At 56.1% G+C, this 16,711-nt stretch carries 20 protein-coding genes, 1 other RNA gene and 1 other annotated feature; of the genes, 12 read left to right on the plus strand and 9 right to left on the minus strand.

Features of this window, described 5'->3' with window-relative positions; translation table 11 throughout:
* Positions 1-9: 9 nt before the first annotated feature.
* The 3 genes from dnaX to FHW04_RS13905 form a co-directional block, all read right to left on the minus strand.
* A complete protein-coding gene (dnaX, locus tag FHW04_RS13895) occupies positions 10-2,103 on the minus strand; it encodes a DNA polymerase III subunit gamma/tau (protein WP_089562060.1) in 2,094 nt (697 codons plus the stop codon).
* Positions 607-668, minus strand: a sequence feature (DnaX frameshifting element). It overlaps the preceding gene by 62 nt.
* Before the next feature lie 157 nt (positions 2,104-2,260).
* A complete protein-coding gene (apt, locus tag FHW04_RS13900) occupies positions 2,261-2,812 on the minus strand; it encodes an adenine phosphoribosyltransferase (protein WP_089562064.1) in 552 nt (183 codons plus the stop codon).
* Between the two features lie 144 nt (positions 2,813-2,956).
* Positions 2,957-3,346, minus strand: coding sequence for a DUF454 family protein (locus FHW04_RS13905; protein ID WP_031374647.1), 390 nt, complete (start codon positions 3,344-3,346; stop codon positions 2,957-2,959).
* 57 nt (positions 3,347-3,403) lie between these two features.
* Between FHW04_RS13905 and priC the strand changes: the two genes are divergently transcribed.
* Genes priC through rsmS form a run of 3 tightly spaced genes read left to right on the plus strand, consistent with a single transcriptional unit; the run spans position 3,404 to position 4,401 of the window.
* Entirely contained in the window at positions 3,404-3,934 is a 531-nt protein-coding gene (gene priC / locus FHW04_RS13910; protein ID WP_089562059.1) for a primosomal replication protein PriC, read from the plus strand.
* 57 nt (positions 3,935-3,991) lie between these two features.
* Positions 3,992-4,237: a membrane protein gene (locus FHW04_RS13915; RefSeq protein WP_031374649.1), complete on the plus strand. Its 246-nt coding sequence runs from the start codon at positions 3,992-3,994 to the stop codon at positions 4,235-4,237.
* A gap of 8 nt (positions 4,238-4,245) precedes the next feature.
* Complete coding sequence (gene rsmS / locus FHW04_RS13920) at positions 4,246-4,401, plus strand: pleiotropic regulatory protein RsmS (RefSeq protein WP_069727952.1); 156 nt, start codon at positions 4,246-4,248, stop codon at positions 4,399-4,401.
* Here the strand turns inward: rsmS and acrR are convergent.
* Positions 4,398-5,036 (minus strand): multidrug efflux transporter transcriptional repressor AcrR, encoded by a 639-nt coding sequence (acrR, locus tag FHW04_RS13925; protein ID WP_031374650.1) that lies wholly within the window; start codon positions 5,034-5,036, stop codon positions 4,398-4,400. The genes rsmS and acrR overlap by 4 nt on opposite strands.
* 142 nt (positions 5,037-5,178) lie before the next feature.
* Here acrR and FHW04_RS13930 point away from each other — a divergent pair, with 142 nt between their 5' ends.
* The 4 genes from FHW04_RS13930 (at position 5,179) to ykgO (ending at position 10,389) form a co-directional block, all read left to right on the plus strand.
* Entirely contained in the window at positions 5,179-6,375 is a 1,197-nt protein-coding gene (locus FHW04_RS13930) for an efflux RND transporter periplasmic adaptor subunit (RefSeq protein WP_031374651.1), read from the plus strand.
* Between the two features lie 16 nt (positions 6,376-6,391).
* Positions 6,392-9,547: a multidrug efflux RND transporter permease subunit AcrB gene (locus FHW04_RS13935; RefSeq protein ID WP_046288481.1), complete on the plus strand. Its 3,156-nt coding sequence runs from the start codon at positions 6,392-6,394 to the stop codon at positions 9,545-9,547.
* Between the two features lie 435 nt (positions 9,548-9,982).
* Positions 9,983-10,237: a type B 50S ribosomal protein L31 gene (locus tag FHW04_RS13940; RefSeq protein WP_031374652.1), complete on the plus strand. Its 255-nt coding sequence runs from the start codon at positions 9,983-9,985 to the stop codon at positions 10,235-10,237.
* Between the two features lie 11 nt (positions 10,238-10,248).
* Positions 10,249-10,389 (plus strand): type B 50S ribosomal protein L36, encoded by a 141-nt coding sequence (gene ykgO, locus FHW04_RS13945; protein WP_031374653.1) that lies wholly within the window; start codon positions 10,249-10,251, stop codon positions 10,387-10,389.
* 45 nt (positions 10,390-10,434) lie between these two features.
* Here ykgO and FHW04_RS13950 read toward each other — a convergent pair whose 3' ends face one another.
* The 3 genes from FHW04_RS13950 to FHW04_RS13960 are packed head-to-tail and all read right to left on the minus strand — an operon-like array spanning position 10,435 to position 12,834.
* On the minus strand, positions 10,435-11,313 hold the full coding sequence (locus FHW04_RS13950; RefSeq protein ID WP_089562058.1) for a metal ABC transporter substrate-binding protein: 879 nt from the start codon (positions 11,311-11,313) through the stop codon (positions 10,435-10,437).
* A 16-nt stretch (positions 11,314-11,329) separates the two neighbouring features.
* Complete coding sequence (locus tag FHW04_RS13955) at positions 11,330-12,169, minus strand: metal ABC transporter permease (protein ID WP_089562057.1); 840 nt, start codon at positions 12,167-12,169, stop codon at positions 11,330-11,332.
* Positions 12,166-12,834 (minus strand): metal ABC transporter ATP-binding protein, encoded by a 669-nt coding sequence (locus FHW04_RS13960; protein WP_031374656.1) that lies wholly within the window; start codon positions 12,832-12,834, stop codon positions 12,166-12,168. Before FHW04_RS13960 ends, FHW04_RS13955 begins: the two co-directional genes overlap by 4 nt.
* Positions 12,835-13,184: 350 nt before the next feature.
* Between FHW04_RS13960 and FHW04_RS13965 the strand changes: the two genes are divergently transcribed.
* The 3 genes from FHW04_RS13965 (at position 13,185) to FHW04_RS13975 (ending at position 14,304) form a co-directional block, all read left to right on the plus strand.
* Positions 13,185-13,538 (plus strand): hypothetical protein, encoded by a 354-nt coding sequence (locus tag FHW04_RS13965; protein ID WP_031374657.1) that lies wholly within the window; start codon positions 13,185-13,187, stop codon positions 13,536-13,538.
* A 147-nt stretch (positions 13,539-13,685) separates the two neighbouring features.
* Complete coding sequence (tomB, locus tag FHW04_RS13970; RefSeq protein WP_031374658.1) at positions 13,686-14,063, plus strand: Hha toxicity modulator TomB; 378 nt, start codon at positions 13,686-13,688, stop codon at positions 14,061-14,063.
* 25 nt (positions 14,064-14,088) lie between these two features.
* On the plus strand, positions 14,089-14,304 hold the full coding sequence (locus FHW04_RS13975; RefSeq protein ID WP_031374659.1) for an HHA domain-containing protein: 216 nt from the start codon (positions 14,089-14,091) through the stop codon (positions 14,302-14,304).
* A gap of 135 nt (positions 14,305-14,439) precedes the next feature.
* On the opposite strand, the gene ffs is transcribed toward FHW04_RS13975, so the two are convergent.
* An RNA gene (ffs, locus tag FHW04_RS13980) (signal recognition particle sRNA small type) lies at positions 14,440-14,536 on the minus strand.
* A gap of 175 nt (positions 14,537-14,711) precedes the next feature.
* On the opposite strand from ffs, the gene FHW04_RS13985 reads away from it, so the two are divergent.
* A complete protein-coding gene (locus FHW04_RS13985; protein ID WP_069727948.1) occupies positions 14,712-15,023 on the plus strand; it encodes an MGMT family protein in 312 nt (103 codons plus the stop codon).
* Between the two features lie 39 nt (positions 15,024-15,062).
* On the opposite strand, the gene FHW04_RS13990 is transcribed toward FHW04_RS13985, so the two are convergent.
* Positions 15,063-15,620 carry a YbaY family lipoprotein gene (locus FHW04_RS13990; protein WP_046288482.1) on the minus strand — a complete coding sequence of 186 codons (558 nt, stop codon included), beginning with the start codon at positions 15,618-15,620 and terminating at the stop codon, positions 15,063-15,065.
* A gap of 189 nt (positions 15,621-15,809) precedes the next feature.
* Here FHW04_RS13990 and tesB point away from each other — a divergent pair, with 189 nt between their 5' ends.
* The gene (tesB, locus tag FHW04_RS13995) at positions 15,810-16,673 is read left to right on the plus strand and encodes an acyl-CoA thioesterase II (protein WP_031374662.1); all 864 of its coding nucleotides are present in this window, start codon (positions 15,810-15,812) and stop codon (positions 16,671-16,673) included.
* Positions 16,674-16,711: the final 38 nt, after the last annotated feature.

Here is a 16,711-nt window from a genome sequence, read left to right on the forward strand (position 1 = left end):
GCAGCGTGTTCAAACAGGTCGGATACTCTCTTCATCCAGATCGGCATCGAAAAACCGCTGTAACGTCTGAATGTGGGTATCGCAAGTGATCGACTGACGCGCCTGCGCCAGTTTCTCTTCGTAAATGGCCTGACGCCACTCAAGTGGTGTCAACACCGATGAATTATCGTCTTCAACCACCGAGAGTTCAACTGCCTGCCCGGCAGCCTCACTCAGGGCGGCGCTTAACACCTGCTGAGCAGATGCCGAATTAAGGTGGCGCTGGCTGGAACGCAGATGCAGACAGACACCGGTTTCGGTGGTCTCTTTCCAGGCATTCAGCGCCAGCTGCTGCACCAGTTTAGGCAGCGGCAGCGAAGCAATTTCAGCCGCCCACGGATCGCGCTGCTGCGCTTCTTCCGCCAGACGCGCCGCCAGCTCAGGGGTTTTCTCATGCTCCAGCGCAGAACGCAAGGCCTTTGGCGTGGCAACCGGTTCCGCCACCACCACCGGCTGGGTTTGCGCCTTCCAGCGATATGCCTCTTCTTTTACCGGCGCAGCAGGCTCACGCTCGCGGATACGCTGCTGGCTGCGCTCGGTAACCGAGGCCAGCCGCTCCAGCGCGGAGTTGGCCGGCCGCGCACCTGGCGCCGCCGGCTCACTCTTTTTTGGCTTGTTCGCTCCCTGACGCAACAATTGGGTGCGCGCCTGCAGGAGCTGACTGGTGGAACTGGAAAGGGCATTATCCGCGGCGGCAGCAGGCGGTGGCGTCGCGGCCTGCGGCGCAGGATCGGGCGCGGCCATCTGCGGCTGCGCAGCAATCTGCTGCTGGCTGGACGACGAGGCAACCGGCGACGGCGCGGAAGCGGCTGGCCGGGCTGGCGGCTGAGCCTGCGCGGAAGACGACGGCGCGGTTACTGGCCGGCCAGCCGGCGGAGCCGAGGGTGCCATTCCCTGCGACGACGCGTGTTCCACCGGCGCGACCGGGGCCGACTGTTGCGTTAACGTCGGCCGGGCAATCGGTTCCGCCACTGCGGCTTTAGGGTGGAAGGCCAGCGCCCGCAGCAGCGTCATCTCAACGCCCATCCGGCGATCTGGCGCAATCGGCAGATCTTTACGGCCCATCAGCAAGGTCTGATAGTAGAGCTGCAGATCGGCTGGCGGCACCACGCGTGCCAGTTCACGCAGCCTGAGCGCGTTACTTTCGTCGTCGTCATTCAGCGAGGCTGGCAACAGCTGCACCATGGCAATCTGGTGCAGTAAGCGCAGCATTTCAACCAGCAGCGCTTCCCACTCCACACCGCGCGATGCGGCCTGACTCAGCAGCGACATCACCTGCTGACCATCGCCGTCAACCAGCGCTTCCAGCAGGCCGAGCGGCTGTTCGTCATCCAGCGTGCCGAGCATGGCGCTGACCGTGGTGCTGGTCACTGCGCCCTGCCCCATCGCAATCGCCTGGTCGGTCAGACTCAGCGCATCACGCATGCTGCCGTCAGCCGCGCGCGCCAGCAATTGCAGCGCCCGCGTTTCGCTGTCGATGTGCTCCTGCTGCAGAACATGCTCAAGCTGCTGTCGGATCTGATCGACATCCAGCGCTTTGAGATGAAACTGCAGGCAGCGAGACAGGATAGTCACCGGCAGCTTCTGCGGATCGGTGGTCGCCAGCAGGAATTTAACGTGTGATGGTGGTTCTTCCAGCGTCTTCAACAGCGCATTGAAGCTGTGACGCGACAGCATGTGCACTTCATCAATCAGATAGACTTTGAAGCGGCCGCGCGCCGGTGCGTACTGCACGTTATCGAGCAGATCGCGGGTGTCTTCGACTTTTGTACGCGACGCGGCATCGATCTCAATCAGATCGACAAAACGGCCCTGCTCAATCTCCCGGCAATTATCACACTGGCCACATGGCGTGGCGGTGATACCGGTTTCGCAGTTAAGGCCCTTGGCCAGCAGACGCGCAATGGTGGTTTTCCCTACGCCGCGTGTGCCGGAGAAGAGATAAGCATGGTGGATACGTCCCAGAGACAATCCATTCGCCAGCGCCGTCAGAACGTGTTCCTGACCGACAACATCAGCAAAAGCCTGGGGACGCCATTTTCGCGCAAGTACCTGATAGCTCATGTGGATTCGACGAAGTTGGATGGAAAAGGTGAGCGCAGACGCTCTGCAACCCCTGTACAGGATTGCAGTAGTCTAACAGCTACGCTTTTGCCTGGCACTCGTTATCTTGAACGAGAAGGCGTGACGACCCTGCCGCCTGGCAAGGCCGAAAAATGGCTTAATGGCCGGGGAAATTGACCAGGCTGTAGCTCTCAACGCCAAGGGCTTTCAGGCGCGTTTCACCGGTCAGATCGAACAGGTTGATAATGAACGCGGCATCCCGGACTTCGCCGCCTGCGCGACGAATCAGCTTAACGGTCGCTTCAATGGTGCCGCCGGTTGCCAGCAGATCGTCCACCACCAGCACCACGTCACCAGGCTGAATCGCATCTTTATGCAGTTCCAGCCGATCGGTGCCGTACTCCAGCTCGTAAGATTCGCTGTACGTTTCACGCGGCAGCTTGCCTGGCTTACGCACCGGAACAAAACCTACGCCCAGGCCTAACGCCACCGGCGCGCCGAACAGGAAACCACGTGCTTCAGTGCCCACCACTTTGGTGATGCCTTTGTCACGGTAGCGCTCCACCAGCAGCGCGATAGCGGCGGCATAGGCTTTAGGATCTTCCAGCAGGCTGGTGACATCACGGAACAGGATGCCCGGCTTGGGATAATCAGGGATGCTTTTAATGCTGTTTTTAATGAATTCAAGCTGCTGCGCAATGTCGGTCATAATGATACGCCTGGTAAAAAATTCTGTTTCGCGCAGCTTCAATAGCGCCAATACCTGGTAAAAGGCTCAGCGGAAGTCAATTCACAAAGGGAAGCCACGCACGAAGACGCCCAAATCTAAGCAAATGACCGGATAATTGCAACTTTATCGCGGCGGCGGCGGCGCGTCCGCTGTTTCTGCCACCACCGGTATCCGCCACATAAACAGCAACAGTGCCGCCAGCATCAGCAGCAGCATAATCCGCACCCACCAGAGCGAGACCAGCACGATGGAAATCGCAAAGGTCACCACAATCAGGCAGATAGCCCGCCCTTTCGCCCCAGGCGGCATAGCACGATGCTGCTGCCAGTGGCGCAGGTAACGGCCAAACGGCGAGCGCCACAGCAGCCAGTGATGAAAGCGCGGCGAGGAGCGGGCAAAGCACCAGGCGGCCAATAGCATAAATGGCGTGGTGGGTAATAATGGTAATACAATGCCCAGGGTTCCCAGCACAACTGCCAGCCAGCCGAGGGTTAATAACACAATGCGTTGCATGAATGCCGCCCAACTCTTTCCTGATCCCCTTACGTTAGCACAACTGAGCCTGACGCCATGAGCCTGATCACCACACAACAGCGTCTGCAACATCTCCTTATTACGCTGCGTCAGGATATTGCGACCCATCCCGACGGACAGTGCCGGCTTCCCCGCTTCGACAGCCAGCTGTTTCGCAGCAAAGGCACCCGCCTCGCCGATTATCTGGCGGAGGTGGAACAGAACTTTACCCGGCTGTGCGACAGCGCCGGCGATCCGGACCGCAGCGCCTGGCTGGCTGAGCGGCTGGTCGATCAAATTGCCGCGCTGCAACGGGAAGCCAGCACGCAGCAGCTGCGCACCCGCCGGGAAAAGCCGCTGAGCAACCCACGTGTCTCGAAGTATCAGGAGTATCGTGAATATGAGCGGCGCCTGCTGGCGATGATCGATCAGCGCGAACAGCGGCTGGCGCTGGCGGAAACCCTGGCGGTTCAGCACCAGCTGAAACACGATCTTGAGACGTTAGAAGGCCGTCTGGCACGCTGCCGGCAGGCGATTCGTTCGGTAGAGTGGGCATTATCGCTGCGCGGCGACCAGCAAGAGGAATAAAGCGCAGCGGTAAAAAAGCGCTTCTATACTCGATAGGGTTCGGTACGGAGGAGAATAATGGGTTTATTCATCTGGCTACTCAGCGGATTGCTGTTAGGGTTGCTTAAGCGCATTGTGATGCCGGGCCGACCCGGCGGCCTGTTCGCGACCCTGACGCTGTCGATGATTGGCGCACTGATTGGCGGCTATATTGCCAGCTATTTTGAATTGGGTAGCCTGGCGACGCTGCATATGGGCGCTTTAGCTATGGCGATTGCCGGTTCACTATTAATGCTGCTGGTGGCAGCAAAATTACGTATATAGGAGGAGAGATGTCGCTGGAGAATGCCCCGGATGACGTTAAACTGGCGGTCGATTTAATTCAGTTGCTGGAAGAGCACCAGCTGCCGGTGGAGACGGTATTATCCGCGCTGGCGATGGTGCAGCGCGATTTCGAAAATAAACGCGATCGTCAGCCGCCGGTTTAGGCGCGAGCGGTCAGGGTCGGGCTAAGACGCAGCATATCGATAAAAGCGTCGACCAGCGCCGGCGCGTCGCCGGCTAAATCAAAGCTTTCGGGCGTAAATAACCAACTTTCCATCATGCCGTTAACGTAACCGCGCATAATCAGCGCGGCCTGACGGGTATTAAGGCTGCCGGGAAGCTGTTCCGCTTCGATACACTGACGCAGAATATCTTCAATTTTGTCGTAGCATTCGAGCAGTAAGCTTTGCTGGATATTCTTCAGCGACGCCATTTCGCCAACAAATTCGCATTTATGGAAAATGATCTCCATCAGAGCGCGGCGTTGTGGATCGTTTGCTGTCGCGTCAAAGATATAGACCAACATGGCGCGTAAAACAGAAAGTGGATCGCCCGGGTATTTTGTTTGATACTCAAGTTCCACGTCATCCAGCCCGGCATCACAACGAAGCCAGATTTCATGCAGAACATCGGCTTTATTTTTGAAATGCCAGTAGATGGCCCCCCGCGTGACGCTGGCCGCCGAAGCAATATCCGCCAGTGAAGTGGCAGAAACGCCCTGTTGCGAGAACAGGACAATGGCGGCATCAAGAATTTGGTGCCGCGTTTCAAGTGCTTGCGCTTTGGTTTTTCGTGCCATAAGGGACTTTTTTTACAAACGGGTAAGTTTACATACATTTGTGAATGTATGTACCATAGCATGACCCGCGATTTGACGCAGCAATGGGTTCTTCGGATTGTGATCCATTGATCAATTGATATCGGACACTAGAGGTTTATTTATGAATAAAATCAGAGGATTATCGCCTCTGGCGGCCGTCCTGATGCTATCAGGCAGCTTTTTGTTAACAGGATGTGATAACAATAAATCCGAACAAGCCGCCCAACAACAGGCGCCAGAAGTGGGCGTAGTCACGTTAAAAACCGAGCCACTGAAAATTTCCACCGAATTGCCTGGCCGTACCTCTGCATATCGCGTGGCCGAAGTGCGTCCTCAGGTTTCCGGTATCATTCTGAAGCGTAATTTTATTGAAGGCAGCGATGTCAAAGCGGGTCAGTCGCTTTATCAGATCGATCCTGCTACCTATCAGGCCGCTTATGACAGTGCGAAAGGCGATCTGGTGCAGGCAGAAGCTAATGCCCGCATCGCTCAGCTGACCGTTAAACGTTACAAGCCGCTGCTTGGCACCAAATATATCAGTCAGCAGGACTATGACACCGCCGTCGCTACGGCCGCGCAGAACGATGCTGCGGTTCAGGTGGCTAAGGCTAACGTCGAAACCGCCCGTATCAATCTGGCTTATACCAAAGTCACCTCGCCGATCAGTGGTCGCATCGGCAAATCATCGGTCACCGAAGGTGCCCTGGTGCAGAGCGCGCAAACCACCGCGCTGGCCACCGTGCAGCAACTTGACCCGATGTACGTTGACGTTACCCAGTCGAGCGAAGATTTCATGCGCTTACGTTCCGAACTGGAATCCGGTCAGCTGAAGCAGAACGACGGTAAAGCCAATGTGACGCTGCTGATGCAAAACGGCAGCACTTACTCTCAGCCAGGTACGCTGGAATTCTCTGACGTCACCGTCGATGAAACCACCGGCTCTATCACCCTGCGCGCTATCTTCCCGAACCCGAACCATGCGCTGTTACCGGGCATGTTCGTGCGTGCGCGTCTGGATGAAGGCACCAACCCTAATGCGCTGCTGGTTCCGCAACAGGCGGTAACCCGTACCCCAACCGGTCAGGCGACCGTGATGGTGGTCGGTGCAGACAATAAAGTGGAAGCGCGTACCGTTACGGCCGCACAAGCGATTGGCGATAAGTGGTTAGTGACCGACGGCGTGAAAGCGGGTGAACGTGTGATCAGTACTGGTCTGCAACGTGCTAAACCTGGCGCGCAGGTCACCCCACAAGAAGTCTCAGACGATGCTAAAGCTGCACCCGATTCAAAGTCGCCATCTGATAAGTCATCGTCATAACAGGAGCCGTTGATTCATGGCTAAGTTCTTTATCGATCGCCCCATCTTTGCGTGGGTGCTCGCCATCATCATCATGTTGGCTGGTGCGCTATCGATTCTCAAACTTCCGATCGAGCAATATCCCAATGTTGCGCCGCCGGCGATTGAGATTCAGGCCACCTACCCAGGTGCGGATGCGAAAACACTGCAGGATTCGGTGACCCAGGTCATCGAACAAAACATGAACGGTATCGATGGACTGATGTATATGTCCTCGAGCAGTGACTCATCCGGTACGCTGACGCTGACCATTTCGTTTGAGTCAGGTACCGATGCGGATATCGCGCAGGTTCAGGTGCAGAACAAACTGCAACTGGCGATGCCGCTGCTGCCGCAGGAAGTGCAACAGCAGGGGATTCAGGTTAAAAAATCCTCCAGCAGCTTCCTGATGGTCGCCGGCTTCATCAGTGACGATGACAACATGACTCAGAATGATATTTCTGACTTTGTTTCATCTAACATCAAAGACCCGCTGAGCCGTACGCCTGGCGTCGGTGATACTCAGGTGTTTGGTGCGCAGTATGCGATGCGTATCTGGATGGATCCGCACAAGCTGAATAACTACAACCTGACGCCGGTTGACGTCATCAGCGCGCTGAATACTCAGAACGCCCAGGTTGCTGCCGGTCAGTTAGGCGGTACGCCGCCGGTGCCGGGCCAGCAGCTGAACGCCTCAATCATTGCGCAGACCCGTCTGACCTCTACCGATGAGTTCGGCAAAATCCTGCTCAAAGTGAATGAGGATGGCTCGCAGGTGCGTCTGCGTGACGTGGCGAAAATTGAACTCGGTGCTGAAAACTACGAGATCATCGCCCGTTATAACGGCAAACCGGCCTCCGGTATCGGTATTAAACTGGCTACCGGCGCCAATGCGCTGGATACCGCAAATGCGGTGAAAGCGGAGCTGGGAAAACTGCAGTCCTCCTTCCCGGCTGGCCTGAAAGTGGTTTATCCGTACGACACCACGCCATTCGTTAAGATCTCTATCTTCGAAGTGGTGAAAACGCTGTTAGAAGCGATCGTGCTGGTGTTCCTGGTGATGTATCTGTTCCTGCAGAACTTCCGCGCCACGCTGATCCCAACGATTGCCGTGCCGGTGGTACTGTTAGGGACCTTTGCGGTTATCAGCGCCTTTGGTTATTCGATCAACACCCTGACGATGTTCGGGATGGTGCTGGCCATCGGTCTGTTGGTGGATGACGCCATCGTGGTGGTCGAGAACGTTGAGCGTGTGATGGCGGAAGAGGGATTACCGCCAAAAGAAGCGACCCGACGTTCGATGGAGCAGATTCAGGGTGCGCTGGTTGGTATCGCCCTGGTGCTGTCGGCGGTATTTATCCCGATGGCCTTCTTTGGCGGATCGACCGGGGTTATCTATCGTCAGTTCTCCATCACTATCGTTTCGGCGATGGCGCTGTCAGTACTGGTGGCGTTGATCCTGACGCCAGCACTCTGTGCCACCCTGCTGAAGCCGGTGAAAAAAGGCGATCACGGTAAAACCACCGGTTTCTTCGGCTGGTTTAACCGTCTGTTCGACAAGAGCACCAACCATTACGTCGACAGCGTTGGCCACATCATTCGCAGCACTGGCCGTTATCTGGTGATCTATCTGGTCATTGTGGTCGGCATGGCATTTCTGTTCCTGCGTTTACCTTCTTCATTCTTACCTGAAGAGGACCAGGGCCTGCTGCTGGCACAGGCGCAGTTGCCTGCTGGCGCGACCCAGGAACGTACTCAGAAAGTGCTGGACCAGGTTACCGACTACTTCCTGACCAAAGAGAAGGACTCGGTTAAGTCGGTGTTCACCGTTAACGGCTTTGGCTTTGCCGGTCGTGGACAGAACACCGGTATCGCCTTCGTCAGCCTGAAGCCGTGGGATGAACGTAGCAGTAGCGACCTGAAGGTACCGGCGATTGCGGGCCGTGCCATGCAGGCGCTGGGCGCGATCAAAGATGCGATGGTGATTCCATTTAACCTGCCAGCGATTATCGAACTGGGTAATGCCACCGGCTTCGACTTTGAACTGATCGATCAGGCTAACCTGGGTCACGAAAAGTTAACCCAGGCACGTAATCAGCTGTTCGGCATGATTGCTCAGCATCCGGATACTCTGGTAGGCGTCCGTCCGAACGGATTGGAAGATACGCCGCAGTACAAGCTGATTGTCGATCAGGAGAAAGCACAGGCGCTGGGGGTATCGTTAAGCGATATCAATACCACGCTGGCGGCCTCGTGGGGCGGCTCTTACGTCAACGACTTCATCGACCGCGGTCGTGTGAAGAAGGTGTACGTTATGGGTCAGGCAGACTCGCGTATGCTGCCGGACGACATTGGTAAATGGTATGTCCGCAACGGCAGCGGAACCATGGTGCCCTTCTCGGCCTTCTCGTCCGCGAAATGGCAGTACGGTTCACCGCGTCTTGAGCGTTACAACGGTCTGCCGGCGATGGAGATCCTCGGACAGGCTGCGCCTGGTAAGAGCTCCGGTGCGGCAATGGATCTGATGGAAGAGCTGGCGTCGAAACTGCCTGCCGGTATCGGTTATGACTGGACCGGGATGTCTTATCAGGAACGTCTGTCAGGCAACCAGGCGCCGGCGCTGTACGCAATCTCGCTGATTGTGGTCTTCCTCTGTCTCGCCGCGTTGTATGAGAGCTGGTCGATTCCGTTCTCCGTGATGCTGGTGGTACCGCTCGGGGTAGTCGGTGCGCTGATCTTCACCACGCTGCGTGGTTTAAGTAACGACGTCTACTTCGTGGTGGGGTTACTGACAACCATTGGCCTCTCGGCGAAGAACGCCATTCTGATCGTCGAATTTGCTAAAGATTTGATGGAAAAAGAGGGCAAAGGGCTGGTTGAAGCGACGCTGGAAGCCTGTCGTATGCGTTTGCGTCCTATCCTGATGACGTCACTGGCGTTCATTCTCGGGGTACTGCCGCTGGCGATCAGTACCGGTGCCGGTTCTGGTGCGCAGAACGCCGTTGGTACCGGCGTAATGGGCGGTATGGTTACCGCAACCGCGCTGGCTATCTTCTTCGTTCCGGTGTTCTTCGTGGTGGTGCGTCGCCGCTTCGGTAAGAACAAAGCGGAGATCGAAAAAGGTCATCCGGTTGAACACAACCAGACTCACTAAGATCTGACTGACAGTATAAAAGGCCGCGCAAGCGGCCTTTTTTTATGGCGGCTGTCGCTGCTCGCTGGCGGGCGCGATGATGCTGCTGTTCTTTACTGACGGCCACGCTGGTCTTTCTGCTGCCTGCTGTCGTTCCTTCACTGACGGATTGCGCTGGTCTTTCTGCTGCCTGCTGTCGTTTCCTCACTGACGGGTTGCGCTGGTCTTTCTGCTCTCTTCCGCCGTTCCCTTACTGACGGATCGCGCTGGTCTTTCTGCTGCCTGCTGTCGTTTCCTCACTGACGGGTTGCGCTGACTCTGCCAGGCGTATGACTGCCAGCGCTGCGCTGCGCTCCCCTGCCCTCACTTTTAGCTCCGCTCTTCCCGGTGGTTGCAATCTCAACAGAGCCGGCGCATAATATTGTTATATTATAACATTACAAAAGAGGCATTATTATGAAAACCGCTATTCATCCTGAGTATCGCCACGTGGTGTTTCACGACACTTCGGCTGACGTCTGGTTCAAAATCGGTTCGACTATCCGCACCGACCGTACCGTGGAATTCGAAGGCGAAACCCTGCCTTACGTGACGCTTGATGTCTCGTCAGCCTCGCACGTGTTTTATACCGGTAAACAGAAAGATTTCGCCAAAGAGGGCAGCACCGCACGCTTTAACCAGCGTTTTGGTCGCTTCCTGGGTCATAAGTAAGGGAGAGGACGATGCAGGTATTAAGCTCGCTGCGTTCAGCAAAAAAGCGCCACCGGGATTGCAAAGTGGTGCGTCGCAAAGGCCGTATTTACGTGATTTGCAAAACCAATCCGCGCTTCAAAGCGGTACAGGGAAGAAAGAAAAAACGCTAGTTTGTGTCGTGATGACTGGCCGGGCATGCCCGGCCTTTTTTATGTTTATTGCATGCTTTTCAGCATCGCGTTGACGTTATGTCTGAATGCCGCTTCATAGGTGGGCGCCGGACCCGCCGCCGGCGACAGCGCTTCAGGGTAAAGCTCCCCGCCGGGCTGTGCGCCGGTCGCGCTGGCAATCTGCTTCACCAGCCGCGGATCGGTCTGATTCTCAATGAAGTAACGCTGGATATGCTGCTGCTTCAGTTGGGTGATCAGGCTTCCCACCTCACTGGCGCTGGCCTCCGCTTCGGTGGAGAAACCGACCGGTGCGAGGAATGTAATGCCATATCGCTGGCCAAAATAGCCAAACGCATCGTGACTGGTCAGCACCTTGCGTCGTTCGGCGGGCACCCGGTCGAAAGCCGTTTTTGCCCAGCGGTCCAGCGCCTGCAACTGCTGAATATAGTTTTCACCGCGCTGACGGATCTGTGCAGCATCATCTGGGTCCGCCTTTACCAGCGCATTCATTACGTTAGTGGCGTAAATTACGCCGTTCTGCATACTGTTCCAGGCATGCGGGTCAGTGATGGTTTTGCCCTCCTCTTCCATGCTACGGGTGGTAATCCCGGTTGACGCCACCACCGGCTGGCCGCGATAACCCGACGCGCTGACCAGCCGATCCATCCACCCTTCCAGGCCTAAACCGCTGACAAACACCAGATCGGCTTTTGCCAGCGCCTGGCTGTCCTGCGGCGTCGGTTCAAAGGTATGCGGATCGCCATCCGGCCCGACCAGGCTTTTAACCCGCACATGGTCACCGCCGACCTGTTTAACGATGTCCGCCAGTACGGTAAAACTGGCGACCACATCCACCGTTTTTGCCATCGCTAATGGCGCGACAAATAGCGCAGCCAGCGCCAGACTAACCGGTAATTTCTTCATCAATACCCCTTTAAGTTTAATGGCGGCGCAAAATACCACCGCACGGTCCTGTCAGAATCGAAACAAAAAACAGCATCGCGGCACTCAGCACCACGGCGGGTCCGGCCGGCAGTGAAAAGTGCCAGGAGAATATCAGGCCAGCCAGAGCTGAGATCACGGCCATCAGGATGGCAATCGCCAGCATGGCGGCGAGATGGCGACTCCAGAAGCGTGCGCTGGCGGCGGGCAGCATCATTAAGCCGACCGACATCAGGGTGCCGAGCACCTGGAAACCCGCCACCAGATTGAGCACCACCAGCATCAGAAACAGGCCATGTACCAGCGGCGCATTCCACCTGCCCTGCGCCCGCAGGAAGTCACTGTCAAAAGCATCAATCACCAGCGGCCGGTAGAGTATCGCCAGCAGGGTCAGGGTGAAGGCGGCGATGCCTCCGACCAGCAGCAGCGCGCCGTTATCAACCGCCAGCAGCGATCCGAACAGTACGTGCAGCAGATCCACGCTTGAACCGCGCAGTGAGACCAGCGTGACGCCAAGCGCCAGCGAACCAAGATAAAAACCGGCGAAGCTGGCATCCTCTTTCAGCGGCGTATAGCGACTGACCGCGCCGGAGAGCAGCGCCACCGCCAGCCCGGCAATTAATCCGCCCATGCCCATCGCCACCAGCGACAGCCCGGAGATCAGGTAACCGATGGCGGCCCCGGGTAACACGGCATGCGATAGCGCATCACCAATCAGACTCATGCGACGTAGCGAGAGAAACACACCCAGCGGGGTGGCGCTGATTGCCAGCGCGATACAGGCCACCAGCGCACGCCGCATGAAACCAAATTCAAGAAAAGGCTGAATCAGCGTCACGGCGCGACCTCCTGTAACGGGAAAGGGCTGACGGGACGATGCGTGAAGGTGCCGTCATCCAGTGACAGCAGGTCGCTGAAGTAGCGCGCGACCAGCGGGCGATCGTGCAGTACCACCAGCAAGGTGGTCCCCGCCTGCTGCTGCCGCTCAAGTATCGACATCAGTAAGCTGACGGTCTGGCTGTCAATGCCGTTAAAGGGTTCGTCCAGCAACCACAACCGGCTGCGCTGCAACATCAGTCGGGCAAACAACACCCGCTGTAGCTGGCCGCCAGATAAGGTGACCGGTTGCGCATCGGCATAATCACGCATCTGCACCGCGTCCAGCGCCTGCCAGATCTCCTGACGCAGCGCCCGGTTGATGCCGCCAAACCAGCCGCAGCGCGGCCAGCAGCCGATCGATACCAGTTCATACACCGTCAGCGGAAAACGGGTTTCCAGTTCGCTGCGCTGGGGCAGCCAGCCGGTATCACGGCGGCTCACCTGCAAGCGGCACTCGCCTTTCACCGGCGGTAATAAGCCAGCGATGGTTTTCAGCAGCGTTGATTTGCCGCTGCCGTTTGCGCCCACCAGAGCGGTCATACTGCCGGGCGCAAGCCGGCCGGTTATTGCGGGCGTCACCTCCTTGCCCTGGTAACCCACCTGTAGCGCGTTAAACGCAATCATTCGCTGACACCCCACCATATTGCTGCCGCCAGTAACGCAATGAGGATCATCGCCACCGTCAGCCGTCCTGCCAGAGACATCAAAAGCCCACTCTGCTGCATCGCCATACCTATAATGTTATAACATAACAATCATTCTAACGAATGCTGCTGCGGTGAACAGAGGGCAATGTGTATCAAAAAATAACGGTCATCCGGGCAACGGATGAGGCAAATCCCGCCAGCAAGGCAAATTTTGCGGCGTCAGGGGTCGGCAAATGACAGAAATAGACAATTTCATTCGCGGCTGGCTTGCAAAGCGGTTGCAGAAAACCAATGATAGGTTTATCAACTGTTATTAGTGGATCAGTTATGCTGTCACGTATTGAATGTGATATTGCGCAGGACGAAACCGACTGCGAAAAAATAGCAGCGATTATTCAGCGGAATATTCTCAAAATATCACCCGCGCTGGTAGGCGATTTACAGTGGTATTCTCAAAATGCCCGGTTAGTTCCAGGCAGTCTGAAAATTATTTCTGTTGAAAAGCAGGGTCCGAATAGTTTTAAGTTACTTTATGATTTTGACTGGAATGTATTTAGTCCCTGCCAGGATCTAAATGAAACCGTTAGCCATTCCGACCGGGTCAGCTTTCATATTGAGCCCGGTGCGCTTGAGTTTGATGTGATCGCCAATCAGCGGCCCTCCCCCAGCGATGAATTGTAATATTTAGTAATGGAGGTGAGTAGAACTAATGGTTTTACACTATATTTGACGAATCCCGTTTAATAACTGCCTGATAAATCGCTTCCTGGCCGCTTTACCCTATATCGCCGCCCTGCGGCAACTGTGCTAGCTATGGAGGGGAAAAAGATGGACGAATACTCACCGAAACGGCATGATATTGCCCAGCTTAAATACCTGTGTGAGAGTCTGTTTGACGAGAGCATGGCAACATTAACGGATAGCCATCACGGCTGGGTTAATGATCCCACTTCTGAAAGCAATTTACAGCTCAATGATTTGATCGAGCATATCGCCTCTTTCACCATGAATTACAAAATTAAGCACGTTGAAGATGAAGCGCTGATTTCGCAAATCGATGAATATCTTGATGATACCTTTATGTTGTTCAGCAACTACGGTGTCAACACTCAGGATCTGCAACGATGGCAACGTTCAGCAAAACGCTTATTTAACCTGTTCACTGAAGAGTGCGCTTTTCTCCAGCAACCGAGCCATTCATTATAAGTACTGACGTGAGAACGGTTTATTTATGAACAAAAACCTGACTAAAACGGATTATTTGATGCGACTGCGCCGCTGTCGCTCAATCGATACCCTTGAAAGGGTCATTGAAAAAAATAAGTATGAATTACCTGAAGATGAGTTAGCGGTATTTTACTCTGCAGCCGATCATCGCCTGGCTGAACTGACGATGAACAAGCTCTACGATAAAGTCCCAGGTTCGGTGTGGAAATTTGTGCGTTAATTCGCGCAGCCCTTTCGTTCGACTGTCTCATCCTTAGCTTTATCATCTCGCCTGCCGGCAATGGATCGGCCTCAGGCGAGTTTCGCCTGTCTGCAATCTGAGTGGGGATTTTTTACGCGGGGGAAAGGGTGGGGGCCCTGCCAGCTACATCCCGGCACACGCGTCACCTGCTGCGGCTGCTTCCTTCCGGACCTGACCGAGTTCACAAGCTAGCATTGCGGGAGAACCAACAGGGCCCCCATTGACAAGCCCTCATTACGAGAGCGCAGGCATTATCGGGGAAGGCCCTGGCAATTGCAAGCGCAGTCGGGACGACCGTTGGTTTCTTGAACAACCGGTGGTTTGCCGCATCCGGCTGGCGCGGCGCGTGCTAAAGTTGAAGCCTTTTTTCCTGACGGGATAAGCAGATGGATCAACCTGACAGTTTTCAGCAACGCATCTGGCAGATTGTTGCTGCCATTCCAGCGGGTCGCGTAGCCACCTATGGCGACGTCGCTCAGCTGGCCGGTTCTCCCCGCGCCGCACGTCAGGTTGGCGGCGTGCTGAGTCGGTTACCGCAAGGCAGCACCCTGCCCTGGCATCGGGTGGTTAACCGTCATGGGGCGATCTCTTTGCAGGGGGACGGACTGTTTCGTCAGCGTGATGCGCTGGAGGCAGAAGGCGTAGAGGTGAGTGATGACGGTCACATCGATCTTGAGGCTTACCGCTGGCGCTACTAAACGCAGCGAAACGGGGCGACAGCGTCGCCCCACAAGGTATTACAGGCTGGTAGGCGCAGGAACCGCAGCCGACGGCGTCACCTGAGTCGGTGAGGTCGATGGGACGCTGGTGGCTGCACCCGGCTGGGTTGGCATCGCCATAGACGGTACCGGTACCAGCAGCAGTTCAGCTTTGGTGCCGCCCTGGTTGATCACCGGCTTCACGCCTTCAGTAATAAAGGCCAGTTTGCCATCAATCGAGATGGCGGCGCTCAGCAGAATACGCGCATTCGGCTGAATGTCGGCTGGGTTAAACGGCAGCACGAACTGGAACGGCGCCTGTTTGCCTTCAGTACGCACTACGCGCTGTGACAGCACCTTCGACGGCGCATCCGCCACGGAAGCGTCAGACAGCGTAACGGTTAATACCGCATCCGGCGGCAGCGCAATACGCTGACGAATATAGACCGAACCGCTGACGTTAGGCTGCGCAATCGCCGCCTGCTGTCCTGCCACTGCCGATCCTAACGTCGGCGTTGGCACCGGTTTACCTTTGTCGGCGCATCCTGCAACAGCAACCGCCATAACTACCCCACTGAACACATGCCAGAGTTTCATTGATGTCGTCTCCTTTTGATCAAAATGATTTCGGCAGCGAATCCTGCGTACAGCGCTTCACTCGCCGTATGTGCTTAATACTGGCACAAAATCGGGATTTTGCCTGGCCGCAGCAAAGAGGAAAGTCTGATTGACGTAAACTGGTCGGATCTTTCACACTGAGCCGGTCACTATATTGAGGAATGCGCCATGAGCCAGGCACTGCAAAATCTGCTGAATTTATTAAATCTGGAAAAACTGGAAGAAGGGTTATACCGCGGCCAGAGTGAAGATCTTGGGCTGCGCCAGGTGTTTGGCGGTCAGGTGGTGGGACAGGCGCTCTATGCGGCCAAGCAGACGGTGCCGGAAGATCGCATTATCCACTCGTTTCACAGTTACTTCCTGCGCCCCGGCGACAGTCAGAAAGCGATTATTTATGATGTCGAAACCCTGCGTGACGGCAAAAGCTTCAGCGCCCGCCGGGTCAGCGCCATTCAGAACGGTCAGCCAATTTTTTATATGACCGCCTCGTTCCAGGCACCGGAGAGCGGCTTTGAACACCAGAATGCCATGCCGGAGGTTGCCGGCCCTGACAACCTGCTGTCTGAGCAGGTGATGGCGCAGAAAATGGCGCATCTGCTGCCGGAAAAACTGCGTGAGAAGTTTATCGCTGAACGGCCGCTGGAGATTCGCCCGGTGCAGCTCCACAATCCGCTCAAGGGTCACGTCGATAAACCTGAGCGTCAGGTATGGATCCGCGCCAACGGCACGCTGCCGGACGATCTGCGCATCCATCAATATCTGCTGGGCTATGCTTCCGATCTTAACTTCCTGCCGGTGGCGCTGCAGCCGCACGGTAAAGGCTTTCTCGAGGCGGATATGCAGGTCGCCACCATCGATCACTCGATGTGGTTCCACCGCCCGTTCGACTTCAGCGAATGGCTGCTGTATAGCGTGGTCAGCACCTCCGCTTCTGGCGCGCGCGGTTTTGTCCGTGGCGAGTTCTATAATCAGCAAGGCGTGCTGGTGGCGTCGACGGTGCAGGAAGGGGTGATGCGGCAGCGCAGCGAATAAAAAAAGGGGCGATTTCTCGCCCCTGATTTCAAACTGTC

Origin of the sequence: Pantoea sp. AN62 (genome assembly GCF_050432985.1) — a bacterium.
GTDB classification, from domain to species: Bacteria; Pseudomonadota; Gammaproteobacteria; order Enterobacterales; family Enterobacteriaceae; genus Pantoea; species Pantoea brenneri.